27 protein-coding genes and 3 pseudogenes are annotated in these 24,165 nt (G+C 72.4%); 19 read left to right on the top strand and 11 right to left on the bottom strand.

Annotated features, from left to right (window positions below; all coding sequences use genetic code 11):
• Nucleotides 1-64: 64 nt before the first annotated feature.
• From mhpD to EDD90_RS15705, 4 genes are read left to right on the top strand one after another with little or no spacing between them, the layout of a single operon-like run.
• Nucleotides 65-862, top strand: a complete 798-nt coding sequence (mhpD, locus tag EDD90_RS15720) for a 2-keto-4-pentenoate hydratase (RefSeq protein ID WP_123973613.1) — start codon at nt 65-67, stop codon at nt 860-862.
• Nucleotides 859-1,794 carry an acetaldehyde dehydrogenase (acetylating) gene (locus EDD90_RS15715; RefSeq protein WP_123973612.1) on the top strand — a complete coding sequence of 312 codons (936 nt, stop codon included), beginning with the start codon at nt 859-861 and terminating at the stop codon, nt 1,792-1,794. The genes mhpD and EDD90_RS15715 overlap by 4 nt, the downstream gene beginning before the upstream one ends.
• Complete coding sequence (gene dmpG, locus EDD90_RS15710) at nt 1,791-2,798, top strand: 4-hydroxy-2-oxovalerate aldolase (RefSeq protein ID WP_123973611.1); 1,008 nt, start codon at nt 1,791-1,793, stop codon at nt 2,796-2,798. The genes EDD90_RS15715 and dmpG overlap by 4 nt, the downstream gene beginning before the upstream one ends.
• Nucleotides 2,799-2,835: 37 nt before the next feature.
• On the top strand, nt 2,836-3,669 hold the full coding sequence (locus tag EDD90_RS15705) for an isocitrate lyase/phosphoenolpyruvate mutase family protein (RefSeq protein ID WP_123973610.1): 834 nt from the start codon (nt 2,836-2,838) through the stop codon (nt 3,667-3,669).
• Nucleotides 3,670-3,716: 47 nt separating this feature from the next.
• Here the strand turns inward: EDD90_RS15705 and EDD90_RS15700 are convergent, their stop codons facing one another.
• The 3 genes and pseudogenes from EDD90_RS15700 to EDD90_RS15690 all read right to left on the bottom strand — a co-directional run.
• On the bottom strand, nt 3,717-3,899 hold the full coding sequence (locus tag EDD90_RS15700; RefSeq protein WP_260327882.1) for a hypothetical protein: 183 nt from the start codon (nt 3,897-3,899) through the stop codon (nt 3,717-3,719).
• Nucleotides 3,900-3,945: 46 nt separating this feature from the next.
• A pseudogene (locus EDD90_RS15695) lies at nt 3,946-4,155 on the bottom strand (D-galactonate dehydratase); the annotation flags it as partial.
• Nucleotides 4,156-4,255: 100 nt separating this feature from the next.
• Nucleotides 4,256-4,654 (bottom strand): annotated as a pseudogene (locus tag EDD90_RS15690) (SDR family NAD(P)-dependent oxidoreductase); the annotation flags it as partial.
• 98 nt (nt 4,655-4,752) lie between these two features.
• Here EDD90_RS15690 and EDD90_RS15685 point away from each other — a divergent pair.
• Nucleotides 4,753-5,829: a lactonase family protein gene (locus EDD90_RS15685; RefSeq protein ID WP_260327881.1), complete on the top strand. Its 1,077-nt coding sequence runs from the start codon at nt 4,753-4,755 to the stop codon at nt 5,827-5,829.
• Here the strand turns inward: EDD90_RS15685 and EDD90_RS15680 are convergent.
• Complete coding sequence (locus EDD90_RS15680) at nt 5,726-6,970, bottom strand: NADH:flavin oxidoreductase/NADH oxidase family protein (RefSeq protein WP_123973608.1); 1,245 nt, start codon at nt 6,968-6,970, stop codon at nt 5,726-5,728. The two genes, EDD90_RS15685 and EDD90_RS15680, sit on opposite strands and share 104 nt — an antisense overlap.
• Nucleotides 6,971-7,078: 108 nt before the next feature.
• Here EDD90_RS15680 and EDD90_RS15675 point away from each other — a divergent pair, with 108 nt between their 5' ends.
• Nucleotides 7,079-7,654 (top strand): TetR/AcrR family transcriptional regulator, encoded by a 576-nt coding sequence (locus EDD90_RS15675; protein ID WP_123973607.1) that lies wholly within the window; start codon nt 7,079-7,081, stop codon nt 7,652-7,654.
• Between the two features lie 46 nt (nt 7,655-7,700).
• Here the strand turns inward: EDD90_RS15675 and EDD90_RS15670 are convergent, their stop codons facing one another.
• From EDD90_RS15670 to EDD90_RS15655, 4 genes and pseudogenes are all read right to left on the bottom strand, one after another.
• Nucleotides 7,701-8,003: a helix-turn-helix transcriptional regulator gene (locus tag EDD90_RS15670; protein ID WP_123973606.1), complete on the bottom strand. Its 303-nt coding sequence runs from the start codon at nt 8,001-8,003 to the stop codon at nt 7,701-7,703.
• A gap of 96 nt (nt 8,004-8,099) precedes the next feature.
• Nucleotides 8,100-8,360 (bottom strand): hypothetical protein, encoded by a 261-nt coding sequence (locus EDD90_RS15665; RefSeq protein ID WP_123973605.1) that lies wholly within the window; start codon nt 8,358-8,360, stop codon nt 8,100-8,102.
• A gap of 26 nt (nt 8,361-8,386) precedes the next feature.
• Complete coding sequence (locus EDD90_RS15660; protein WP_123973604.1) at nt 8,387-9,133, bottom strand: PP2C family serine/threonine-protein phosphatase; 747 nt, start codon at nt 9,131-9,133, stop codon at nt 8,387-8,389.
• Between the two features lie 71 nt (nt 9,134-9,204).
• Nucleotides 9,205-9,528, bottom strand: a pseudogene (locus EDD90_RS15655) (carbohydrate ABC transporter permease); the annotation flags it as partial.
• A gap of 85 nt (nt 9,529-9,613) precedes the next feature.
• On the opposite strand from EDD90_RS15655, the gene EDD90_RS15645 reads away from it, so the two are divergent.
• The 3 genes from EDD90_RS15645 (at nt 9,614) to EDD90_RS15635 (ending at nt 12,775) form a co-directional block, all read left to right on the top strand.
• Complete coding sequence (locus tag EDD90_RS15645) at nt 9,614-10,981, top strand: 6-phospho-beta-glucosidase (protein WP_123973603.1); 1,368 nt, start codon at nt 9,614-9,616, stop codon at nt 10,979-10,981.
• 1 nt (nt 10,982) lies between these two features.
• On the top strand, nt 10,983-11,768 hold the full coding sequence (nagB, locus tag EDD90_RS15640) for a glucosamine-6-phosphate deaminase (protein WP_123973602.1): 786 nt from the start codon (nt 10,983-10,985) through the stop codon (nt 11,766-11,768).
• A 104-nt stretch (nt 11,769-11,872) separates the two neighbouring features.
• Nucleotides 11,873-12,775, top strand: a complete 903-nt coding sequence (locus tag EDD90_RS15635; protein ID WP_123973601.1) for a LysR family transcriptional regulator — start codon at nt 11,873-11,875, stop codon at nt 12,773-12,775.
• A gap of 45 nt (nt 12,776-12,820) precedes the next feature.
• Here EDD90_RS15635 and EDD90_RS15630 read toward each other — a convergent pair whose 3' ends face one another.
• Complete coding sequence (locus EDD90_RS15630; protein ID WP_123973600.1) at nt 12,821-13,573, bottom strand: SDR family NAD(P)-dependent oxidoreductase; 753 nt, start codon at nt 13,571-13,573, stop codon at nt 12,821-12,823.
• Nucleotides 13,574-13,948: 375 nt separating this feature from the next.
• On the opposite strand from EDD90_RS15630, the gene EDD90_RS15625 reads away from it, so the two are divergent.
• The 8 genes from EDD90_RS15625 to EDD90_RS15590 all read left to right on the top strand — a co-directional run bounded on the left by EDD90_RS15625 (nt 13,949) and on the right by EDD90_RS15590 (nt 21,544).
• Nucleotides 13,949-15,454: an NAD(P)/FAD-dependent oxidoreductase gene (locus EDD90_RS15625; RefSeq protein ID WP_123973599.1), complete on the top strand. Its 1,506-nt coding sequence runs from the start codon at nt 13,949-13,951 to the stop codon at nt 15,452-15,454.
• 256 nt (nt 15,455-15,710) lie between these two features.
• Complete coding sequence (locus tag EDD90_RS15620; protein WP_123973598.1) at nt 15,711-16,295, top strand: DUF1772 domain-containing protein; 585 nt, start codon at nt 15,711-15,713, stop codon at nt 16,293-16,295.
• A gap of 81 nt (nt 16,296-16,376) precedes the next feature.
• A complete protein-coding gene (locus EDD90_RS57300) occupies nt 16,377-16,955 on the top strand; it encodes a hypothetical protein (RefSeq protein ID WP_260327880.1) in 579 nt (192 codons plus the stop codon).
• Between the two features lie 168 nt (nt 16,956-17,123).
• A complete protein-coding gene (locus tag EDD90_RS15610; RefSeq protein ID WP_123973597.1) occupies nt 17,124-18,272 on the top strand; it encodes a hypothetical protein in 1,149 nt (382 codons plus the stop codon).
• A 30-nt stretch (nt 18,273-18,302) separates the two neighbouring features.
• Nucleotides 18,303-18,797, top strand: a complete 495-nt coding sequence (locus EDD90_RS15605) for a hypothetical protein (RefSeq protein WP_123973596.1) — start codon at nt 18,303-18,305, stop codon at nt 18,795-18,797.
• Nucleotides 18,798-18,875: 78 nt separating this feature from the next.
• Entirely contained in the window at nt 18,876-20,402 is a 1,527-nt protein-coding gene (miaB, locus tag EDD90_RS15600; RefSeq protein ID WP_123973595.1) for a tRNA (N6-isopentenyl adenosine(37)-C2)-methylthiotransferase MiaB, read from the top strand.
• 43 nt (nt 20,403-20,445) lie between these two features.
• Nucleotides 20,446-20,757 carry a hypothetical protein gene (locus EDD90_RS15595; protein WP_123973594.1) on the top strand — a complete coding sequence of 104 codons (312 nt, stop codon included), beginning with the start codon at nt 20,446-20,448 and terminating at the stop codon, nt 20,755-20,757.
• 79 nt (nt 20,758-20,836) lie between these two features.
• On the top strand, nt 20,837-21,544 hold the full coding sequence (locus EDD90_RS15590) for a class III extradiol dioxygenase subunit B-like domain-containing protein (RefSeq protein ID WP_123973593.1): 708 nt from the start codon (nt 20,837-20,839) through the stop codon (nt 21,542-21,544).
• A 98-nt stretch (nt 21,545-21,642) separates the two neighbouring features.
• Here the strand turns inward: EDD90_RS15590 and EDD90_RS15585 are convergent, their stop codons facing one another.
• Nucleotides 21,643-21,933: an antitoxin gene (locus tag EDD90_RS15585; protein ID WP_123973592.1), complete on the bottom strand. Its 291-nt coding sequence runs from the start codon at nt 21,931-21,933 to the stop codon at nt 21,643-21,645.
• 23 nt (nt 21,934-21,956) lie between these two features.
• Complete coding sequence (locus EDD90_RS15580) at nt 21,957-22,268, bottom strand: hypothetical protein (RefSeq protein ID WP_123973591.1); 312 nt, start codon at nt 22,266-22,268, stop codon at nt 21,957-21,959.
• Between the two features lie 182 nt (nt 22,269-22,450).
• Here EDD90_RS15580 and miaA point away from each other — a divergent pair, with 182 nt between their 5' ends.
• Nucleotides 22,451-23,389: a tRNA (adenosine(37)-N6)-dimethylallyltransferase MiaA gene (gene miaA, locus EDD90_RS15575; protein WP_123973590.1), complete on the top strand. Its 939-nt coding sequence runs from the start codon at nt 22,451-22,453 to the stop codon at nt 23,387-23,389.
• Nucleotides 23,390-23,496: 107 nt separating this feature from the next.
• Nucleotides 23,497-24,003: a hypothetical protein gene (locus EDD90_RS15570; RefSeq protein WP_123981294.1), complete on the top strand. Its 507-nt coding sequence runs from the start codon at nt 23,497-23,499 to the stop codon at nt 24,001-24,003.
• The last annotated feature ends 162 nt before the right edge of the window (nt 24,004-24,165 follow it).

The following is a 24,165-nucleotide window of genomic DNA, read 5'->3' as shown; positions in this document are numbered from 1 at the left end:
GAGCTGTTCCGTGTCATGGAACATATTTTGCCGCACTCCGAAGTACGCGCCTATACCTGTCGGCATGAACACCGACCTCGTGACCAAGGTGGCCGACGTCCTGGCCGAAGCCACCCGCACCGGCACCCCCTGTGCCCCGGTCCGCGCCCTCCTTCCCGGGGGCGACATCGAGACCGCCTACGCGGTGCAGCGACTGCACGTCGAGCGGGGCGTGGCCGCCGGCCGCCGGCTCGTGGGCCGCAAGATCGGGCTGACCTCGCCCGCCGTGCAGCGCCAGCTCGGGGTCGGCCAGCCCGACTTCGGGGCGCTGTTCGCGGACATGGCGGTCGGCGAGGGCGAGCCGATCGCGGCCGGGCGGCTGCTGCAGCCCAAGGTCGAGGCCGAGGTCGCCCTGGTGCTGGACGCCGATCTGCCGCACCGCGACCCCACCGTCGCCGACCTGCTGCGGGCCACCGCCTTCGCGCTGCCCGCGCTGGAGATCGTGGACAGCCGGATCGCCGACTGGGACATCACCATCGTCGACACCGTCGCCGACAACGCCTCCTGCGGCCTGTTCGTCCTCGGCGGTACGCCGGTCCCGCTGGACCGCGTCGACCTGCGGGGCGTGCGGATGACCCTGGCCAAGAACGGCGAGACCGTCTCCCGGGGCACCGGCGCCGACTGCCTGGGCAGCCCGCTCACCGCCGCCCGCTGGCTCGCCGCCACCCTGGCCGGGCTCGGCGACCCGCTGCGGGCCGGCGACATCGTCCTGACCGGCGCGCTCGGCCCGATGGCCGTCGCCACCGAGGGCGACGAGTTCACCGCGCACATCGAGGGCCTCGGGACGGTCGGGGTCGCCTTCGCCACCGAGGGAGCAGCATGACCACGAAGGTCGCCGTCATCGGGTCCGGCAACATCGGCACCGACCTGATGATCAAGATCCTGCGGCTCTCCGAGTCCCTGGAGATCGCCGCGATGGCCGGCATCGACCCGGGCTCGGACGGCCTGGCCCGCGCCCGCCGCCTGAAGGTGGCCACGACCCACGAGGGCGTGGACGGACTGGTCGCGATGGACGCCTTCGAGGACGTCTCGGTCGTCTTCGACGCCACCTCGGCCGGCGCCCACCGCCGCCATGACGAGGTGCTGTGCGCCCTGGGCCGTACGGTCGTCGACCTCACCCCGGCCGCGCTCGGCCCGTACGTCGTCCCGCCCGTCAACGGCGACGCCCAGCTGGACGCCCCGAACGTCAACATGGTCACCTGCGGCGGCCAGGCCACGATCCCCGTCGTGGCCGCGGTGAACGCCGTGACACCCGTCCACTACGGCGAGATCGTCGCCTCGATCTCGTCGCGCTCCGCGGGTCCCGGCACCCGGGCCAACATCGACGAGTTCACCGAGACCACGTCCGCCGCCATCGAGAAGGTCGGCGGCGCCGCCCGCGGCAAGGCGATCATCGTGCTCAACCCCGCCGAACCGCCGCTGATCATGCGGGACACCGTGCACTGTCTGGTCGGCGACTGCGACGACGCGGCGGTGACGGAATCGGTGGAGGAGATGGTCGCCCGGGTGCAGACGTACGTCCCCGGCTACCGGCTCAAGCAGAAGGTGCAGTTCGAGCGGGTGGCCGCCGACGACCCGCTGCGCACGCTCGCCCCCGGCGGCGACGCCGTGAAGGTGTCCGTCTTCCTCGAGGTGGAGGGCGCCGCCCACTACCTGCCCGCCTACGCGGGCAACCTCGACATCATGACCTCGGCCGCGCTGCGCACCGCGGAGCGCATGGCCGCACACCGCACCCCGGAGGTGGCGTCCCGATGACCCGTCTGTACGTCCAGGACGTGACCCTCCGGGACGGCATGCACGCCGTCCGCCACCGCTACACCGTCGACCAGGCCCGCACCATCGCCGCCGCCCTCGACACGGCAGGGGTCCGCGCGATCGAAGTGGCCCACGGCGACGGCCTCTCCGGCTCCAGCGTCACCTACGGAGTCGGCGCGCACACCGACTGGGAGTGGATCGAGGCGGTCGTCGGCGCCGTGCGCCGGGCCGTCCCCACCACCCTCCTCCTGCCCGGCATCGGCACGGTCCACGACCTGAAGCAGGCCCACTCCCTGGGCATCCGCTCGGTCCGGATCGCCACCCATTGCACCGAGGCCGACATCTCCGCCCAGCACATCGCCGCCGCCCGCGAACTGGGCATGGATGTGGCTGGCTTCCTGATGATGTCCCACCTCGCCGAACCCGCCGAACTGGCCCGCCAGGCCGAGCTGATGGAGTCCTACGGCGCGCACTGCGTGTACGTCACCGACTCCGGCGGCCGGCTGACGATGGACGGTGTCCGTGACCGCGTCCGGGCGTATCGAGACGTCCTGGACCCGGCCACCGAGCTGGGCATCCACGCCCACCACAACCTCGGCCTGGGCGTGGCCAACTCCGTCGTGGCCGTCGACAACGGCGTCACCCGCGTCGACGCCTCCCTCGCCGGACAGGGCGCCGGGGCCGGCAACTGCCCGCTGGAGGCCTTCGTCGCGGTCGCCGACCTGATGGGCTGGGAACACGGCTGCGAGCTGTTCCCGCTGATGGACGCCGCCGACGACGTCGTACGACCGCTGCAGGACCGCGAGGTGCGGGTGGACCGCGAGACCCTCACCCTCGGGTATGCGGGCGTGTACTCCAGCTTCCTGCGGCATGCCGAGGCCGCCGCCCGCAGGCACGGTCTGGACACCCGGGCGATCCTGGTCGAGGTGGGCCGCCGCAAGCTGGTCGGCGGGCAGGAGGACATGATCACGGACATCGCCCTGGATCTCGCCGGGAGCCGGTGACGCGTGGTTGTCAGCGGTGGCTGACAGACTGGGCGGCGTGGACATCGAACGCCGTGAACTGGCCGCACGCTTCGTCGGACTGCACCAGGAAGGCTGCTTCCTGCTCCCCAACGCCTGGGACGCGGGAAGCGCCCGAGTCCTGGAGTCGGCCGGTTTCCCGGCCGTGGCCACCACCAGCGCGGGCGTCGCCTTCTCGCTGGGCCGTCCGGACCATGACTACGGCGGTGACCGGGTCGACCGCGCGACGATGACCGGCCGGATCCGCGAGATCGCCGCCGGGGTACGGATTCCGGTGAGCGCCGACCTGGAGGACGGATTCGGAGAGTCCCCCGAGACCGTGGCCGAGACGATCTCGATGGCCCTCGCCGCCGGAGCCGCGGGCGGCAACATCGAGGACTTCACCGGCGACCGCTCCCGGCCGCTGTACGACCCCGAGCTCGCCGCCGACCGCATGCGCGCCGCACGCGAGGTCGTCGACGCGGCCGGCGAGCCGTTCGTCCTGGTCGGCCGCACCGACGTGCTGCTGACCGGCGGCCCGCTCGACGAGGCCGTCCGGCGGGCCGACGCGTATCTGGCGGCGGGCGCGGACTGCGCGTTCGTACCGGGTGCGGCCGACGCGGAGACGATCGGCACGCTGGTGAAGGAGATCGACGGGCCGCTGAACGTGGTGATGGGCCTGACGGGCAGCGCCCTGACACTGGCCGAGCTGCGCGAGCTGGGGGTGCGCCGGGTCACGGTGGGCGGCAGCATCGCGCGGGCGATGTACGCGCGGTTGCTGGACGCGGCACGGGAGTTGGCGGAGCGGGGCACGTTCTCGTACGCCGAGGACCAGATCTCGCAGACGGACCTGAACGAACTCTTCCGGAGATGACGGAACGGGCGGACCGGATGGCTCCGGCCCGCCCGCGCCCGCCGCTGTTACGACAGCTTGATCAGCGAGTAGTCGTCGCAGTAACCGGCCGCCGAACCGGAGTTCTTGTAGCAGTAGACACCGGCGGAGGTGGTGGAGACGCCCGTGGTGAAGAAGATGGGCTGCTGGGTGTAGGACGTGGTCGAGCCCCGCAGATACGTCTCCGTACCGCCGAAGCTCTTCACTCCCACCGCGACCTCCTCACCGGCGGTGGCCACCTTGGTCCAGCCGACCAGCACCCTTGGCGAGCATCTGCCAGTGCTGCTCGATACGCGCCGGGTCCTGGCCCAGGAGGTGGTCGAACATCTCCTCCACGGCCTTCGCCGTCGTGTGCGCCTTGCCCTCGAGGATGGGTTCTCCCCAGCCGGATATGCCCTCGTCGGTGTCGACACGCAGGAACAGCCAGCGCGGCTCGACGAAGAACAGCTCGTATCCGGTGATTTTCATGGTGCGGGACCTCCGGGTCCGCGGGCACGACGGCCCGGGGCGGTGACATGAGAAGGGGTTCCGAGAGAAGGCCTGCGGCCGTTACTCGTGCCTGCGGCCGTTATTCGTGCGCGCTGATGCTGCGGCCGCCGTCCACGACCAGGGTCTGGCCGGTGATGAACGCGGCGTCCTCGGAGCCGAGGAAGGCGATGGCGGCGGCGATGTCCTCGGGTTCGCCGATGCGGCCCACCGGGGTGCGGGCGGCGGTCTGGGCGCGGTACTCGGCCGGCGCGTCCACCCACAGGCCGGTGTCCACCGCCCCGGGGGCCACCGCGTTGACGCGGATCCGGCCGCCGTACTCGACCGCCAGCTGCCGTACGAGAGCCGTGACTCCGCCCTTGGCGGCGGCGTAGGCCGGGAAGCCGGCGAAGCCGAGGACCGCGTGCACGGACGACGTGATGACGATGGCGCCCCGGGCGGCATCCAGAAGCGGCACCGAGGCCCTCGTGCCGTAGAAGACCGAGTCTGTAGAGCGAAGAGGAGGCCCGGCGGGCCGTACTGCCGCTGCTGCGCGACAGCGACCTGGTCTTCGCGGGACCGCACGAGGCCCGGCTCGCGGTGCCCGCGAGCGGCGCCTCCTTCCTGGCCGCCCACCCGACCCTGCCCGTCGTCTACACCACTCACGAGTCCACCGAGGGGGCCGTCTCGGCCTTCGCGGCCGAAGGGTCGGCCGAGGGGCCGGCCCCGCTGGGCGCGCCCGTCACCAGCGGCGGCGCCAACCCCTGCCACCTCACCGTCCACCCGGACGGCGGGTGGCTGCTGACCGCCAACTACAGCACCGACACCCTCCCCGGCATGGTCGCCGTGCACCGGCTCGGCGCGGCCGGCCGGATCACGGACCTCACCGACGTCGTCGAGCACAAGGGCTCGGGACCGGTCGCCGGACGGCAGGAGGGCAGCCACGCCCATCAGGTCCTGGTCGCCCCGGCGGGCCGGTTCGTGCTCGCCACCGACCTGGGCGCCGACGCGGTGTTCACCTACCGTCTGGACCCGGTGAACGGCACGCTGGAACGCACGGCGGTGAACCAGCTGCGCCCCGGTTCCGGACCCCGCCATCTCGCCTTCGCACCCGCCGGCGACCTGGTGTACAGCGCCGACGAGCTGTCCTCGACGGTGACCTGCCACCGGTACGAGGCGGAGACCGGCACCCTCGTCGAGCTGTCCCGCGTGCCCGCGACGGCCGTGGCCGATGTGCCCAACCAGCCCGGCGGGATCGTCGCCTCGGACCGGTTCGTCTGGGTCACCAACCGGGGCGCCGACACGGTGGCGGCCTTCCGCGTCGACGGCACCACCCTGGTGCCCCTCGGCGAGACCCCGGCCGGCGCAACCTGGCCGCGCGGCCTGACCCGGGCCCCGGGCCACCTCCTCGTCGCCGGCCAGCACAGCGGCACCCTGGCCGCGCTGCCGGTCCTGGAGTCGGGCGTACTGGGCGAGGCGGTCGCCAAGGCGGCCGTTCCGTCGGTGGTGTGCGCGCTGGTGGTGTGTGGCCTGGAGGTGCCAGGGCCTGGGGTGAGGCCTGGTGGTGCGAGGCCTAGTGGTGTGAGGTCGCCTTCGGCAGCCAGGAGCGGTAGCGGCGCAGCTGGCGGCGCGCCCGCAGTTGTTCGGAGGCGAGGGCACAGGCCGGGCGGGTGGTGACCCTCGGCTTGGCGCCGCGGGCCATGCGGCGCAGCTGATGGCGGACCAGGGCCATGCCCGCCGCCGCGGCGAGGGTCTTGTCCGGCCAGGTCACCGGGGGCAGCTGCCCGTCCGCCTCGCGGCCCTGCCGCCAGCGGGCGGGCAGGTCCGGGGTCACCGCGAGCGCGGTGCCGACGCCGATCAGATCGACGCCGTCGGCCAGGACCTGCTCGGCGGAGTCCCGCCGTGTGATGCCGCCCGTGAGCATGAGCGGGAGCGGGCTGGTGGCAGCCAGGTCCTTCGCCAGGTCCAGGAAGTAGGCCTCGCGGGCCCGGGTGCGGGCGTCGGCCGGGCGGCCCGACATGGCGGGGCTCTCGTAACTGCCGCCGGACAGTTCCACCAGGTCGACGCCGAGCGGTTCGAGCAGCGCGATCACCCGGCGGGCGTCCTCGACCTCGAAGCCGCCGCGCTGGAAGTCCGCGGAGTTCAGCTTCACCGCGACCGCGAACTGCGGCGGCACCACGGCCCGTACCGCGCGTACGACGTCCAGGAGCAGCCGTGCCCGGTTCTCCAGCGGGCCGCCCCACCGGTCGGTGCGCCGATTGACCAGCGGGGACAGGAACTGGGACAGCAGATAACCGTGCGCCGCGTGGATCTGCACCCCGTCGAAACCGGCTTGTGCGGCGCGCCGCGCGGTGACCGCGAACCGCCGCACCGTGGCCTCGATCTGCTCCGGCGTCATGGCGGTCGGCCGGCCGAACCGCTTGCTGTGCCTGCCCAGGTCGACGCGCACGTCCGACGGTCCCCAGACGACCCCGGGCATGCCGGCCTGGATCTGGCGGCCGGGGTGGTTGATCTGCATCCACATGGCCGCGCCCCCGGCCCGGCCGGCCCTCGCCCACTCGGCGAACGGCTCCAGCGGTGTCGACTCGTCGAGCACGACACCGCCCGGGCCGGTCAGCGCCTCGGCGTGCACCATGACATTGCCGGTGATCAGCAGCCCGGCGCCGCCGGCGCCCCAGCGCCGGTAGAGCGAGAGCAGCCGGTCGTCCGGGAGCTGCCCGGCACCGGCCATCCCCTCCTCCATGGCCGCCTTCGCGATCCGGTTGCGCAGCACCGCCCCGGACCGCAGGTGCAGGGGCGAGAACAGGGGGCTGGACATGGGGGGTCTCCTCTCGGCCGCCGTAGAATGTGTGCGGCGCCAACAATGTGTACGACGCTCACATTAGGTCGCTGATGTCAGCACTGTAAACATCCCTGAGGGTGACCCATGACACCGTCGACCGACTCGTACCATCACGGCGATCTCCGGGCCGCCTGCCTGCGCGCCGCCCGGGAGCTGCTGGAGGAGGACGGCAGCGGCGCGCTGTCGCTGCGCGCGGTGGCGCGGCGGGCCGGGGTCTCGCCCACGGCGCCCTACCGCCACTACGCGGACCGCGACGCACTGGTCTCCGCCGTCGCCGCGGAGGGCTACCGCGAACTCGCCGGGTATCTCACGGCGGCGCACCCCGCCCCCTCGGCCCCCGACGACCTCGTCGCCGTCGCCGTGGCCTACGTCCGGTTCGCCCTCGACCACCCGGCGCTGTTCCGGGCGATGTTCGCGGAGCCCTGCGACCCCGGCAGCGCCGAACGCGTCGAGGCGACCGCCGTGATCTCCGCGTACGTCGACACCCTCGTCGCCGACGCCTTCCCCGGCGACACCCGGGACGGACTGCCGACCGCGGTGTGGGCCCTGGTCCACGGGCTGGCGTTCCTGTTCCTGGACGGCAAACTCGACGCCGCCACACCGGAGGCGGTCGCCGAGCAGGTCCGCGTCACCGTCCGGGCGGTGCTCAGCCTCGGGTGAGTGCGCATGGACGACTCCGCATGGACGACACCGGCGCGGCCCCGGATCAGCGCGCGGCCGTGTCGTCCGGACCGGCGGACAGCGCGCCGCGCAGCTGGCCGCGCGAGGTGACACCGAGCTTCGCGAAGACCTTGCCCAGGTGGTACTGGACCGTGCGCGGGCTGAGGAACAGCCGTACCCCGGTCTCGGGGTCGGACAGGCACTCCCGGGCCGGCCGCGCTGTCCGGGCCTCCTGGGGCGTCAGTTCGACCGTGCCGGGCACGGCCCGCGTGGGGGCGCTCTCCCCGGTGGCGCCCTGCTCGCGGCGGGCCCGAGCCGCGAAAGCCGCCATCCCCATGGACTCCAGCATGCCGTGCGCGATACGGAGTCGGGTGCGCGCATGGGCGCGGCGCCGCTGCCTGCGGCTCGGCCCCCGGACCGCGCCGTAGCGCTGTGTGCCGCCCGGTCAGACCTCCATCACGGCGTCGCAGTCCGGGCAGGCCACGGAAGCGTGTTCCGTGGGGTACCAGGGCTCTCCGGGGTGTTCGGAGGGACGCAGGCCGGTCGTCTCCATGGCGAAGGTGTCCTTGCCGCAGAGCGTCCGCGGTCCCGCGACGGTGTGCGATCCCGGGGCCGCGGGAGCCACGTGCACCCTGCGGACGCGCCGCTGTGTGCCACCCGGCGCTGCCGCCGGCCGGTCGAGTTCGTAGACGACGATCTCGGTCATGTCTCCACCGTAGGCGGGGACCTTCCTCAGGTGTCCGCGACGCGTACGACCGCCAGCGTGACGTTGTCGGGGCCGGCTGCCGCGATGGCGGCCTTCCACAGCTCGAAGGCCGCCCGGCCGTCGTCGTGCTCCCGGATCACCTCGTCGAGCACGTGCTGCGGCACCGGGTCGGTCAGGCCGTCGGTGCAGATGAGGTAGCGGTCGCCGGCAGACAGGGGCACGGTCGTCACATGGGGGTGGACGGCGCGGTACGCGAGCGTGCCGCCCAGGCACTGGGTGACGAGGTGCGTGGTGTGCCGCCCCTGTTCGAGCGGGGGGCTGTCGTCGACGCTCACCTGGCGCAGCCCGTCGGGAGCGGCCGCGAAGACCCTGCTGTCGCCCACGTTGAACACCGTCAGCGAGTCCGGCTGCACAACGATCCCGGCGACCGTGGTCCCCATGGTGGCGAGGTCGCCTCCTTCGCCGCCGCCGGCCTCGTACACGGCGCGGTTGCAGGCGTTCAGGGCGTCGCGGACGGCGTCCTCGCCGCTCAGGGCGGGGCCGATCGACGCCATCCGGCGGGCCACCAGGGCGCTGGCCACGTCGCCGCCGGGCTGCCCGCCGAGCCCGTCGGCGACGGCGACGACGAGGGGCGTCCCGAGCGGGAAGACCAGGGTCTGCGAACTCTCGGTCACCGTGGCGCACAGGGTCCACGGCCCGATCACAAGGCTGTCCTCGTTCCGTTCGCGGAGCAGCCCGGGGTGGCTGAGCGCGCTCACAGCCGCGTATCGCATGGGACGCCACCGCCTTCCCGCACGGGCCACGGCGGTCGGTCGACTCGCCGCGCGGCGACACTCTCACCTTCTCACGCCTTGACGGCGCCGGAGAGCATGCCCGAGATGAAGTGACGTTGCAGGAAGACGTACAGCGCGACCACCGGCAGGGCGACGATGATGGACGCGGCCGCCAGCAGGGAGTACTGGGTGGTGTGCTCGCTCTGGAAGAACGCCAGGCCCAGGGGCGCGGTGCGCTTGTTCTCGTCGGTGATCATGACCAGCGGCAGCAGAAACTCGTTCCAGGTCCACATGAACACCAGCATCGCCATCGTCAGCAGGGCGGGGCGGCTGGTGGGGACGAGGATGCGCCACAGGAGCCGCCAGTCCGTCGCGCCGTCCAGGCGGGCCGCCTCACATCGACGTCCTGATCACGACCGGCGGTGCCGATCCCGACACGCTCCAGCTCTGCCGCGAGGCGGGTGGAAAGGTGATACTCGCATGAAGTTGACCGTCCTCGGCGGCGGCGGATTCCGCGTGCCGTACGTCTACCAGGCCCTGCTGCGCGACCAGGGCAGTCCCCGTATCGACGACGTCTGGCTCTACGACACCGATCCGGCCCGTCTCAAGGCGATGGCCGAGGTGCTCGCCCGGTTCGCCGACGGCCGGCCCGACGCCCCCCGGGTCACGGTGAACACGTCCCTCGACGACGCCCTGGAGGGCAGCGACTTCGTGTTCGCGGCCATCCGGGTGGGCGGCCTCGACGGCCGTATGTGCGACGAGCGGGTGGCGCTGGACCTGAACGTCCTCGGCCAGGAGACCACCGGCCCGGGCGGTCTCGCCTACGGCCTGCGCACCATCCCCGTGATGCTCGACATCGCGCACCGCGTGCGCAGCCTCGCGCCCGACGCGTACGTCATCAACTTCACCAACCCGGCCGGGATGATCACCGAGGCGATGCAGAGCGTCCTCGGCGACCGCGTCCTGGGTATCTGCGACACCCCGTCCGGCCTCGGCCGCCGTATCGCCACGACACTCGGACTCGACCCGTCCCGGGCCCAGTTCGACTACGTCGGCCTCAACCACCTCGGCTGGATGCGCCGGGTGCTGCACGACGGCGAGGACGTACTGCCCCGGCTGCTCGCCGACGACCAGCGCCTCGGCAGCCTGGAGGAGGGTGTGGTCTTCGGCAAGGACTGGCTGCGCGACCTGGGCCTGATCCCCAACGAGTACCTGTACTACTACTTCAACCGGGACGCCGTCCGTTCCATCCTCGACGCCCCGCAGACCCGCGGCGAGTTCCTCGCCCGGCAGCAGCGGGAGTTCTACGAGCGGGTGACCGAGGCCGCCGCAGGCTCGGCCGTGCAGCTGTGGCGGGACACCGTCGCCAACCGCAGCGCCAACTACATGGCCGAGGCCAAGGGAGCCGTCCAGGGCGAGGCCGAGGCCGCCGCAGACTTCCAGCCCGACCCCGCGCACCAGGGCTACGCCGGCGTCGCCCTCGGGGTGATGGCCGCGATCAGCCGCAACGAGCGCGCGACGATGATCCTCAACGTCCGCAACGGCACGACCGTGTCCGCACTCCCCGAGGACGCCGTCGTCGAGGTCCCGGTGACCGTCGACGCCAACGGTGTCCACCCGCTCACCGTCACCCAGCCCGACCTCCACCAGGCCGGTCTGATGCAGCAGGTCAAGGCGGTCGAGCGGCTCACGATCAGCGCGGCCGTCACCGGTTCCCGCACCGACGCCCTCAAGGCGTTCTCGCTCCATCCTCTGGTCGACTCGGTCAACGTCGGCCGTCAGCTCCTCGACGGCTACATCGACCGCATTCCCGAGGTGGCGGCCGTGTTCGCAGGCGGGCGGGGCTAGCGTGGAAGTTGTCATCGTTCCGGATGTCGCGGCGGGTGGCGAGCTGATCGCCGAGGCCATGGCGCGGTTGCTGCGGCGCAAGCCGGACGCGCTGCTCGGGGTGGCCACGGGCTCGACCCCGCTGCCCGTCTACCGGGCGCTCACGGCCAAGGTGCGCGCCGGTGACGTGGACATCTCGCGGGCGCGCATAGCCCAGCTCGACGAGTACGTGGGCCTGCCGGCCGAGCATCCGGAGTCCTACCGTTCGGTGCTGCGCCGTGAGGTGCTGGAGCCCCTCGGGATCGGGATGGAGGCGTTCCTCGGCCCGGACGGCACGGCCGAGGACGTGCAGGCCGCCTGCGAGGCCTACGACACGGGGCTGGCGCGGGCCGGCGGTGTGGACCTGCAGCTGCTCGGCATCGGCACGGACGGGCACATCGGGTTCAACGAGCCCTGCTCCTCGCTGGCCTCCCGGACCCGGATCAAGACCCTGACCGAGCAGACCCGTGCCGACAACGCCCGGTTCTTCGACGGTGACGTCGACCAGGTGCCGCACCATGTGATCACCCAGGGCATCGGGACGATCCTGGAGGCACGGCACCTGGTGCTCCTCGCCACCGGCGAGGGCAAGGCGGACGCGGTCGCGGCGACCGTCGAAGGGCCGCTTGCCGCGGTGTGCCCCGCGTCGGCGTTGCAGCTCCACCCGCATGCCACGGTCGTGGCGGACGAGGCTGCGGCTTCCAAGCTGAAGCTCGCGGATTACTTCCGGTACACCTTTGTCAACAAGCCGGAGTGGCAGGGGATCTAGCGGTCGTGGGTCCGGCGCGGGCCGATGGGGGGATCGCGCCCGCGCGGCGGTAGCCGCACATCCAATACAGCCCCGCGCCCCTGAAGGGGAGCGATCATGAGGGTATGGAAATGCGGGAGCTGCGGGCCTTCGTCGCCGTCGTGGAGGAAGGGGGGCTGTCCGCTGCCGCCCGGCGGCTGCATGTGAGTCAGCCCGCCCTTTCCCAGACCATCAGTGGGCTGGAGCGGCACCTCGGGGTGAAGCTGCTGGTGCGCGGGAGCAGCGGGGTGAAGGTCACCGAGGCGGGGACCGCGATGGTGGGGGAGGCGCGCGCGGTGCTCGCCCGGCACGATCAGGCGCTGCGGGTGATGGCCGGGTACGCCGGTCCTGGCGGCGGGGCGCTGCGCGTCGGGATCCCCCTGGAGCTGCCGTCCGGGCTGCTCGACCCGGCCCTCGCCGAGCTGGCCGAGGCGTACCCGGAGACCCGGGTGCAGGCCCGGCATCTGTCCACCTCCGACCAGCTCACGGCCCTGCGTGCCGGCGAGCTCGACGTCGGCTTTCTGCGGGAGCGGCCGTCCGGTCCGGAGTTCGACGCGCTGCTCGTCGTACGGGAGCGGCTCGGTGTGCTGATCGCCGCCGAGCAGGCCGCCGAGCTCGCCGGGCCCGACGGAGTGCCGCTCGACGCGCTCGGGTCGCTGCAGTGGGTCGGGTTTCCGCGGTCGGGAAGTCCTGCCTGGTTCGACGAGCTGACCGCGGTGCTGCGCGGCCACGGCCTCGATCTCGGTCCGGAGGCTCCGGAGGGACAGGCGCTGATCGCCGACGTGAAGCTGGCCGCGGTCGCCTCCGGGCGGGCCTTCGCGCTGGCGCCGGCCGGGTGGCAGCAGCCGTTGCCCGACCATGTGACCTGGTCGCCGCTGGCCGGGCATCCGCTGGTGCGACGCACCTGGGTGGTGTGGCCGGCCGACTCGCGCCGCCGGGATCTGGGGCGGTTCATCGCCGCGCTGGACCGGTCGGCGGAGAGCGGCTGAGACGGGGGTGCCGGCCCCACGGCACCCCGTCCCGGTCGACGCGCGTCAGACGGCCGTGCGGCCGCCGTCCACCGGCAGGATCGCGCCCTGCACGAAGCTCGCCCCGTCGCTCGCCAGGTAGGCGATCGCCTCGGCGATCTCGTGCGCCTCGCCGGGCCGGCCGGCGGGCGCCTGGGCGGCCAGGGCGTTCAGGTCCTCGCCCATGCCGGCCGTGCCCTCGGTGCGGGTCGGGCCGGGCTCCACGGCGTTGACCCGCACCCCCTGCGGGCCGAACTCGGCGGCCCACGCCTTGGTGAGCAGGTTGACCGCGGCCTTGCTCGACCCGTAGAGCGCCATGCCCGCGACGCCGTAGTCGGCGACCATCGTGCTGACGTTCACGATCGCGCCCTGCCCGCGCTCGGCCATCGCCGGGGCGAGCTCGGCGACCAGGTGGAACGGCGCCTTCACGTTCAGGTCGTAGACCGCGTCCACCTGGTCGGCGGGCGTCTGCGCGGTGGGGCCGAAGGGGAACACACCGGCGTTGTTGACGAGGATGTCCACGCGACCGCCGCCCAGCGCGGTCGCCTCGTGGGCCAGCCGCCGTACCGAGTCGGCGTCCCGCAGGTCGGCGGTCAGGAAGTCCGCCTTGCCGCCGCGCTCGCGGATGGCGCCGACCACCTTCTCGCCACGGTCGGCGTCCCGTCCCGCGACCAGGACGTGCGCGCCCCGTTCGGCGAACAGTGTCGCGGTCGCGGCGCCGATACCGCTGGTCGCTCCGGTCAGCAGGGCCACGCGTCCGGTCAGATCAGCAGAACTCATGAGGTGTCCTTAAAGTGTGGAAAGTGGGGCGAATCCATCGTCCCGTCGTCTCGTCCGTGAGGCGACGGGAGTCCACAGCAGCAGGGGTGTTCCGGGGATTCCGATCTCCTCATCGGCGGAGCCGATGGCCCCCATAAGCGCGCGGGGCGGTGTGGCGTCCGGGATGTCGCCCGGCCGGCCGCGCCGCGACTGCGCCGGTCGCGGTGGGCGGGCGGCCAGAGGCGGCGCTTATGGCCGCTCTTGGTGAGGCGTATGGCCGTACCGCGTCAACTGCGCACGCCCGGCGGTTACATGACCTGTATGGCACGCACCTGTACGGCACGCACCGGTCGTCACGCACTGATCGTGACGCACTGATCGTCATGTGAGGCAGCAATGAGTGAACCGCACACAGAGGCGCATGCAGCACCGCGCACAACCGAGGGGAACGGCACCTACGACGTGATCGTTCTCGGAGCCGGACCGGTCGGGCAGAACGTCGCCGACCGGGCCCGGACCGCCGGCCTGTCCGTGGCCGTCGTGGAGCGGGAACTCGTCGGCGGCGAGTGCTCCTACTGGGCCTGTGTCCCCAGCAAGGCGCTGCTGCGGCCGGTCATCGCCATCGCCGACGCCCGCCGGGTGGACGGCGCCCGGCAGGCCGTGACCGGGCGGCTGGACACCGGAGCGGTCTTCGCCCGGCGCAACCGTTACGTCACCGACTGGGACGACAGCGGGCAGGCGCTGTGGGTCAAGTCCATCGGCGCCGACCTCTTCCGGGGCCAGGGCCGGCTCGACGGGCCGCGCCGGGTCACCGTCACTCGCGACGACGGCGCCCGGCAGACCCTCGTCGCCCGGCACGCGGTGGCCGTCGCCACCGGCAGCCGGCCGGTGCTCCCGGACATCCCGGGGATGGCGGAGGCGCATCCCTGGACCAACCGGCACGGCACCGACTCCAGCACCGTGCCCGCCCGGCTCGTCGTGGTCGGCGGCGGTGGGGTCGGCGTGGAGATGGCCACGCTGTGGCAGGGGCTGGGATCGCAGGTCACGCTGCTCGCCCGACGGCGGCTGCTGCCCCGGATGGAGTCCTTCGCCGGGGAGCTGGTCGCCCAGGGGCTGGCCGAGGCGGGCGCGGACGTGCGGATCGGCGTCCAGGTGACCGCGCTGCGCCGCCCCGATGCCGCCGGGCCGGTGACCGTCACGCTCGACGACGGGAGTGAACTGGAGGCCGACGAGATCCTGTTCGCCACCGGGCGGGCCCCCAACACCGACGACATCGGCCTGGAGACCGTGGGTCTGACCCCCGGGTCCTGGCTGGACGTGGACACGACCTGCCTGGTCGAGGATGCCGACGGTGCCGGGGGCGCTTGGCTGTACGGCCTCGGGGACGTCAACCACCGCGCGCTGCTGACCCATGAGGGCAAGTACCAGGCGCGGACGGCGGGCGACGCCATCGGCGCCCGCGCCGCCGGGCGGCCGCTGGACGACGGGGACTGGGGCGATCACGCCACGACCGCCGACCAGCACGCCGTCGCCCAGGTCTTCTTCACCGACCCGGAGGCGGGCGCGGTGGGCCTGACCGCCGAACAGGCGGCCGCCGCCGGGCACCGCGTGGAGACGGTCGACCTCGACTTCGACGCCGCCCAGGGCGCCAACCTCTACGCCGACGGCTACACGGGCCATGCCCGGCTGGTCGTCGACGTCGACCGGGACGTGCTGCTCGGGGTGACCATGGTCGGGTCCGGGGTCAGCGAACTGCTGCACTCGGCCACGATCGCGGTCGCCGGAGAGGTCCCGCTCAAGCGCCTCCGGCACGCGATCGCACCGTTCCCGACGGTCAGCGAGATCTGGGTGTTCCTGGTCGCCGCGTACCGCCGGCAGCGGGCACGGGGCGACGCGGGGTGAGATCCCACCGACGGACGCGGCCCGGCATCGGATGAGACCCCTCAGGCCGGACCAGGACAACGCCCGGACCAGGGCGACGCGGGGTGAGATCCCTCAGGCCGACCAGGTCTGCGCCGGGTGGGATCCTGGTCGGTCAACCCCCGGCCGCGAACGGACGGCGTCGGGAGCTGCCGCCACCCGCGCATCGAGACGATCGCGTATGCACGTGAGTCTGAGAGCCATGTGCCGTCCGGTGTGCGGAGACTTGACTGAGGGCATGAGCACTCAACCGAGGTCTTTCGTCCAGGCCGGCTGGTTCAGCCAGCACAGCCACAGCTCTCTCGCCGACCGGGTCGCCGGGCCGCTCCTGGGAGCGTCCGCCCTGTGCACCGGCCTGATGGCCGGGCTCTTCTTCGCCTACGACATCTCTGTCATGCCGGGCCTTGCGCAGCTGGACGACCGGGCGTACGCGGCGGCCATGCAGCGGTTCAACGCGGTGATCGACGGCAGCGCGCTGTTCGGCCTGGTCTTCCTCGCCACACTGGCCTGCACGGCCGCCTCGGCGGCGGTGGCCTTCCGGAGAAAGCGGCGCGCGGTGGCCGTACCGCTGGTCGCGGCGGCCGCCTGCTACCTGGCGGTGCTGGTCGTCACCGTCGCGGTCAACCTCCCGCTCAACGCGGAGCTCGCGGCCCTGGGAGACCCCGCGACCGCCAAGGACCTTCCCGCGGTGATCGAGGACTTCAAGTCGGTGTGGGTGCCGGTGAACGCCGTCCGGACGGTGCTGTGTGTGCTGAGCCTCGGGGCGCTGTGCTCCGCCCTGGTCCGGTACGGCCGCGCGACCGTGCACCACCGGCCGGCGTGACCGGCGTACCGAGCGCCGGAACTTTGGCATCGCCCTCCGGTTGTCACCCCGGTATGACCCTCCGGCTGCCAGGGTTGCGGCATGCGCGTACTGATCGTGGAGGACCACAGGGACCTTGCGGAGAGCGTCGCGAGGGGACTGCTCCGGCATGCCATGGAGGTCGATCACGCACCCGCTGGCCACCGCGGTGACCGTGCACAGCGAGAACTCGCCCTGCGGCCAGATCACGCGGCGCCCCTCCGCCACCGACACCAGCCGGGTGACAAGCGGTCCCTGTGTACGCGGCGGGTGCACCGCAAGGGCCACGAGCATGGCCGTGCCCGCGGTGAGCAGGACGAGCGGCCACAGCAGCGCCCGTACCGAGTCCGGAAACGGGTCGAGCGTCGCCAGGAGAAGCAGGCCGCCCGCGAAGGCGATGACCAGCGGGCCGCGCAGGACGTGTTTCGTGGCGAGGAGCAGCCGTATCGCCCCGCCCACGCCGAGGAGCACGAGGGCGAGCGGCCACCAGCGGCGCACCAAGGTGAGGCCGTGCGCGGACGGAGCGAGCCGGTCGATCAGCAGGACGAGCCCCGCGCCGAACAGCGTCAGCGCGATCCACACACGCAGAAGACTTCTCACGGCAGCGAACGTTGGTACGCCTCGGCGACTGCCTTTCTGTGAACTTTCCCTATTCGACCGCTCAGTGACGGATCGTGATCTAAAGTGCTTGCCCGTGGAGACGCCGATCCCCGAGGCGAGGTGGCTGTGTGGTCATACGATCGGAGTGTCTCAGTCGAGGGTTTTCTGAGCCTGCCCTTCCGCACCCTCAGCGGCCGCGGATTCGCCGGAATGGTGTTCCTGCTGGCCCGTACCGCTGACGCCCCCGACCTGCAGCGGCGGTTCTTCGAGGAGTGGAGCGACATCGACGACCTGACGGGGCATTACGTCGGCGTCTTCTCACCGCACCCTCGTGAGCTGCAGGTCTCGTTGCGCCACCCGGAGGGAGCCGGAGGCAGCCAGGGCAGCTTGTACGTCAGCGGTGTGCGGGCCATCGGCGATCGCTCCCGCATCTACCGGTCGTCCCGTCAGTCGCCGTGCGCCGTACGGATGGGTACGGCGCCGGACCCGGCAGCACGGCGGGAGCCGGAGGCCGTCGGACTGGCCAACGAGGTTTTGGCCGCGGACCTGCCGGAACACCAACGGGCCCTCACGCTCACGGTGTCGGCCATGCAGCGCTTCTTCGGCATCCCCGGGGCACTCGTTCCGTGTGCCGTGATCGCCTGCCTGGAGGAGCGGCGGGTCTTCGCCGTCGCGCTGGATGAACACACCCACGTCTACGACCTGCTCAAGCGGATCATGACGCGCATCGAACGCGTCGTCCCTGCCGTCGACGAGCAGGACGCCGAACTGGTCGCGCAGCTGGCGGCCCGATACCGGCACCGCAGCACCCTGGGGCGATTGCGTGACTCCGCCCTCTCTGTGCGCGAGGAGTGGGAGACGCATCTGCGCCGGCTCGGCGACGAGCTGTCCACCCTCGCCGCCCGCCTCCCCGAAGACGCCGGCGACCTGTCTCGATGGCTGGCCGGCCGGCTAGCTCAGCCCCGGCCGATCGCCGGCCACGAGTGGGGGCGGGTCCAGGACCTGCTCCATGCGCTGAGGGGATCGGGGGCACCGCGGACGCTACCGAGAAGGATCCGCCGAACCCTGGCGCGACTGAACGGCGGCTACCCCGCGACCTCCTGCGCGCTGACGCGGCTGGCGGCGGCGGAGGCCGAGAAGGAGGCGATCGAGGTCCGGATCGGCCGCGCGAAGAGGCAGCTCGATGAGCTCGGCCGGGATTTGCGCCTGGGCGACTCGGTCGTCGGTGCTGCTCAGGAGCTGGGACTGGAGCAGGCGCAGGAGCCGGGATTGCTCACCCCGCGGAGACTCGACTGGCCGCTGACGGTGCTGGCCAGGCCACAGCCCTTCGAGATCGGGCGCCGCAGGGAGCGCACGTGACGGCGGGCGGAGCGGCACGTAGGGGGACCGGTGGACGATGAGGCCCGTACCCGCCTCTTCTCGTCGTTCGTGACCGATCTGCTGGCCGAGGAGCGGGCCAGGAAGAACTCGTTCGAGCAGCGCGGGGTCACCGTCATATCCACGGCGGGCACCCTCGTGGGCATCGTCACCGGACTCGTGGCCCTCGCCCCGTGGGACGGGCACGGAGCGTTCGACGGCGCGGCCCAGCGGCTTCTCGTCGCGGCGCTGTGCCTGCTGTCCCTGGCCGCTCTCGTGGGGCTGGCCGTGAACCTGCCCGCGCTGCTGCCGTACGCCGATGCCGACGCCCTCGACGATCCGCGCTTGCGCGGCGGGGCGAGTTTCGGTCTGCAGGAGGAGATACGGCAGAAGGTGGCGACGACACAGGAGCTGAGGCGGCTCAATCGGACCCGCGCCCGGGCGCTCCTGACAGCGCTCGCGTTCGAGGTGCTGGCACTGGCGCTGATGACGGTGAGCGTGGCACTCGAGCTGCGCGGGGTGCGGTGAGCGATGCCGGACCGAGGGAAAGGGGCATCGGGACGATGCCGGGACGGAGGGTTTCACGGGAGCGCCTACCCTTGACCCATGACCATCAGCAGCGACCGGAGCCCCGCAGTGGACGTAGCAGCACCCAAGACCTACGAAGTCCGTACCTACGGGTGCCAGATGAACGTCCACGACTCCGAGCGATTGTCCGGGCTGCTGGAGGACGCCGGGTATGTGCGCGCCCCCGAGGGGTCGGACGGTGACGCCGATGTCGTGGTCTTCAACACGTGTGCCGTGCGGGAGAACGCCGACAACCGGCTGTACGGCAACCTCGGCCGCCTCGCGCCGCGGAAGGCGAGCCGTCCCGGCATGCAGATCGCGGTCGGCGGCTGCCTCGCGCAGAAGGACCGCGACACCATCGTGAAGAAGGCCCCCTGGGTCGACGTCGTCTTCGGTACCCACAACATCGGCAAGCTGCCGGTCCTGCTGGAGCGCGCACGGGTCCAGGAAGAGGCCCAGGTCGAGATCGCCGAGGCGCTGGAGGCCTTCCCCTCCACGCTGCCGACCCGGCGCGAGAGCGCCTACGCCGCCTGGGTCTCGATCTCCGTCGGCTGCAACAACACCTGCACCTTCTGCATCGTCCCGGCCCTGCGCGGCAAGGAGAAGGACCGCCGCACCGGCGACATCCTCGCCGAGATCGAGGCCCTGGTCGGCGAGGGCGTCTCCGAGATCACGCTGCTCGGGCAGAACGTCAACGCGTACGGCTCCGACATCGGCGACCGCGAGGCCTTCAGCAAGCTGCTGCGGGCGTGCGGGAGCATCGAGGGGCTGGAGCGGGTGCGGTTCACGTCCCCGCACCCCCGTGACTTCACCGACGACGTCATCGCGGCCATGGCCGAGACGCCGAACGTCATGCCGCAGCTGCACATGCCGCTGCAGTCCGGCTCGGACACCGTGCTCAAGGCCATGCGCCGGTCCTACCGGCAGGAGCGGTACCTCGGGATCATCGAGAAGGTCCGCGCCGCCATCCCGCACGCCGCGATCACCACCGACATCATCGTGGGCTTCCCGGGCGAGACCGAGGAGGACTTCGAGCAGACCATGCACGTGGTCCGCGAGGCCCGTTTCACCCAGGCCTTCACCTTCCAGTACTCCAAGCGGCCCGGCACCCCGGCCGCCACCATGGAGAACCAGATCCCCAAGGAGGTCGTCCAAGCGCGCTACGAGCGTCTCGTCGCCCTCCAGGAGGAGATCTCCTGGGAGGAGAACAAGAAGCAGGTCGGCCGCACCCTGGAGCTGATGGTCGCCGAGGGCGAGGGCCGCAAGGACGGCGCCACCCACCGTCTCTCCGGCCGCGCCCCCGACAACCGGCTGGTCCACTTCACCAAGCCCGACCAGGAGGTCCGCCCGGGCGACGTCGTCACGGTCGACATCACGTACGCCGCCCCGCACCACCTCCTCGCCGAGGGCGTGGTCCTCGACGTGCGCCGCACCCGCGCCGGCGACGCCTGGGAGAAGCGGAACGCGGCGGAGGCGGCCAGGCCCGCGGGTGTCATGCTGGGGCTCCCGAAGATCGGGGTGCCGGAGCCGCTGCCGGCGGCGACGGGGGGCTGCGCGGCGCACTGAGCGCGCGCCGCGCCGGGTTCGGACAGGAGAGGCGGGGCGGGGCATGGGGCGCTGGGTGGTGGTCTTCGACCGCAATCTCGGGAACCAGAACGACGTCGACGAGGTGGCGCACTTCGAGGGCACCCGGGACGAGGCCCGCGCCCGCCTGTACGAGATCGCCTGTACCCACCGTCCCGGTGTCGGCCTGCGCCAGAAGCGCCGGCAGGTCTACCGGATCGGGGACGGGGACGCGTACTACGCGAACATCGAGGGCGCGATGTCCACCCACCGCGTGACGTACCGGCTCGCCGAACTGGTGTGGAGCACCCATCCGGAGTCCTGGCCCTGGGCCTGGAAGAAAGTGGACGGGGAGTAAACCAGGCGATCTTGAAGCAACCGAGCGGTTTTGAAGGGGACGGGCCGTGAGCCGAGCGGTCTGGAAGTAGGCTCCGACCATGCTTGTCGCCGCCGCGATCTGCCCCTGCCCGCCGCTCCTCGTGCCCGACGTCGCTGCGGGCGCCGCACCCGAGCTGGACTCCGCACGGGCCGCGTGCACGGACGCGCTGGGCGTCCTCGCCGCCGCCCGGCCGGACCTGCTGGTCGTCGTCGGGCCCGCCGAGCAGGCCGGGCGCGGCGCGTTCCCGCAGGGCAGCCGGGGCACCTTCCGGGGCTACGGCGTCGACGTCGACGTACAGCTCGGACCCGGAGAGACCGGCGAGCGGGAACTGCCGTCCTCCCTCTCCGTCGCCGCCTGGCTGCTGGAGCGCACCGGCTGGGCCGACGCCCCCATCGAGGGGCTCGGCGTCGGGGAACAGCTGGCGGCCGCGCGATGCGTCGACGCCGGGCGGGCGATCGCCACCCGGGCCGCCCGGGTGGGCCTGCTGGTCATGGGCGACGCCAGCGCCTGCCGCACCCTCAAAGCACCCGGCTACCTCGACGAGCGTGCGGCCCCCTTCGACGCCGAGGCCGCCCGGGCGCTCGGCGCGGCCGACATCGCGGCGATCAGGGACCTCGACGCTGACCTGGCAGCCGAGCTCAGGGCCAGTGGCCGCGCCCCCTGGCAGGTCCTGGCCGGCGCGGCCGAGGACGCCGGCCTCGCGGGTGCGCTGCTGTACGACGACGCGCCGTACGGCGTCGGCTACCTCGTGGCCACCTGGTCCTGACGGCTCGCCCGGCCCGGTCCCGGGCGCCCCGTGAAACGGCGGACGGCCGGGAGTCGGGTGACTCTCGGCCGTCCGCCGATCTCCGCGATCCGCCCGGCTCAGGGAGCCGACGGCGGACCTTCCGGCCGGGTCGGGGTGGTGGGGTCGGTCGGCCCGGTCGCACCCGTGGCGTCCGGGTGTACAAACCGGTCCATGGCGCCCTTGGCCCTGCCCGTGCCCGTCTGGATCTTGTCGCTGTACTTGTGCTTGGTCTTCTCGTCGACGACCCGCGCGGCCTTGTCGATGCCGTGCTGGAGCTTGTCGAACTTGTCCTCGTGCTGCTGCGCGAGGTGAGAGGCCTTGTCCTTGGCCGGGGTGAGCTTGGCCTTCAAATTGTCCAAAAGACGCATGGTCCACCTTCCCTCGCGGGCCGTTAAGTCCGGGCGCCCTCGCCGGCCTCGTTGTCGGCGGCCTCCCTGGCGGACTGCTGCTTGGGGATCTCGGTGCTCTCGGCGGCGACGACCGCGGCGCCCGTTTCCGGCTCGGTATCCGGCTCCATGTCCGGCTCCGTGTCCGCGCTCCCGCCGTCGTCCTCGCCAGGCCCCTTCGCAGCCGTCGCCTCGGCCGCCTGCTCCGCCGCGTTCTCCGCCTCGGACCCGTCCGGCTCGGTACCGGCCGGTGCCTCGGCTTCCGGCTCCTCCATGACCTTCGGCTTCTTTCCGAGGAGCCGTGCAAAAACGCCCATATCCACTCCATACGTTACTCGTGCGGGCGAAATCCCGCGTGACCCGGTGCGTCCGTTTGCGCCACTCCGGTCACTGCCTCCCGGCAGCGACGGCGGGAATCTCGCAACGGGCAACGAAGCCGGACACGCACCGTCACGTAACTCGTTCGAGAGCCGCGTCCGAGGTTTGCAAGACTGGTGCGGTGAGCAGCGCACCCCCCGCCCCCCGTGTCATCGCCGTCGTCGGCCCCACTGCGGCCGGAAAGTCCGACCTCGGCGTCTTCCTGGCCCAACGGCTCGGCGGTGAGGTCGTCAACGCCGACTCCATGCAGCTGTACCGGGGGATGGACATCGGCACCGCCAAGCTGACGCCCGAGGAGCGCGCCGGCGTACCGCACCACCTGCTCGACATCTGGGACGTCACCGTCACAGCCTCCGTCGCCGAGTACCAGCGGCTCGCCCGCGCCCGCATCGACGCCCTGCTCGCCGAGGGCCGCTGGCCGATCCTGGTCGGCGGCTCCGGGCTGTACGTCCGCGGTGCCGTCGACAACCTGGAGTTCCCCGGCACCGACCCCGAGGTCAGGGCCCGCCTGGAGGAGGAACTCGCGCTGCGCGGCTCCGGCGCCCTGCACGCCCGGCTGGCCGCCGCCGACCCCGGGGCCGGACGGGCCATCCTGCCCAGCAACGGCCGCCGAATCGTCCGGGCCCTGGAGGTGATCGAGATCACCGGCCAGCCCTTCACCGCCAACCTCCCGGGCCATGACTCCGTCTACGACACCGTCCAGATCGGCGTCGACGTGGCCCGCCCCGAGCTCGACGAGCGCATCGCGCTCCGCGTCGACCGGATGTGGGAGGCCGGGCTCGTGGAGGAGGTGCGCGCACTGGAGGCGCACGGGCTGCGCGAGGGCCGCACGGCGTCGCGCGCCCTCGGCTACCAGCAGGTCCTCGCGGCGCTCGCCGGGGAGTGCACGCAAGCGGAAGCGCGGGCCGAGACCGTCCGTGCCACCAAACGCTTCGCGCGCCGCCAGGATTCATGGTTCAGGCGCGACCCGCGGGTGCACTGGTTGAGTGGGGCCGCGGCGGACCGCGAGGAACTTCCGCGGCTGGCCCTGGCGTTGCTCGAACGACCGGTCACAGCCTGATCACGTCATGGCATCGGGATGCGCCACCGGCCGTCCCGGCCTCCGGCGACGTGCCATCATCGAGCTTCGATCGCAAGTGGAGTCCTAGGTTGGGAGGGCGCGTGGCGATGGAGGCCGGCCCTCGCGACACCGCAGAAGACACCGAGCATGTCGCAGTCGGGCCCAGTGACACGGAAGAGGCCGAGGACCGGCTGAGCTCCGACGGTCCGGACGACACGGTGGGCGGCGGTGTGACCGCCGACGGCCCCGAGCCGGAGGAGATGTTCGCGAGCGGCCCCGAGGTCGAGGTCGAACTCCGTCCGCAGCGCCGGCTGCGCCTGTGGCAGCTGGCCCCCATCGTGAGCCTTGCCGCGGTCGGCTCCCTGATGTTCGCGTTCCCGCTGGCCTTCGACTTCGGCGACAGCGGAGCGGTGATCGCGATGCTGGGCCTGCTGATCTGCTCCTGCGCGGCGGGCTGGGGCATGACGGCCGCCCGCAGGGTCGGCTACACCTGGCCGGGCATCCCGGCGAAGGGCTCGGGCCGCAGGCCCGACTGGCGCGTGGTGATCGCCTACATGGCCCTGGTGGCGATCGTGGCCGTCCTGGCCGTCTGGCGAGTAGCACGACTGCGCTAGAAAACGCCGCTGACTGCAGCGCCCCGTCAGGGGCGCTGGGGGTACCCCCGGCCGAAGGGCTGGAGGAGGAACTGCGCGACCAGCTCCCACGGGCCCGCAGCCGAACCGCCAGCCCGCCGGCCCGCAGCCGAACCGCCAGCCCCCACCGGCCCGCAGCCAAGG

The organism is Streptomyces sp. Ag109_O5-1, from assembly GCF_003814875.1.
Lineage (GTDB): Bacteria > Actinomycetota > Actinomycetes > Streptomycetales > Streptomycetaceae > Streptomyces > Streptomyces sasae.
Note: the sequence above shows the minus strand (reverse complement) of the source record. Positions and strands in the feature narration are given on the sequence as shown.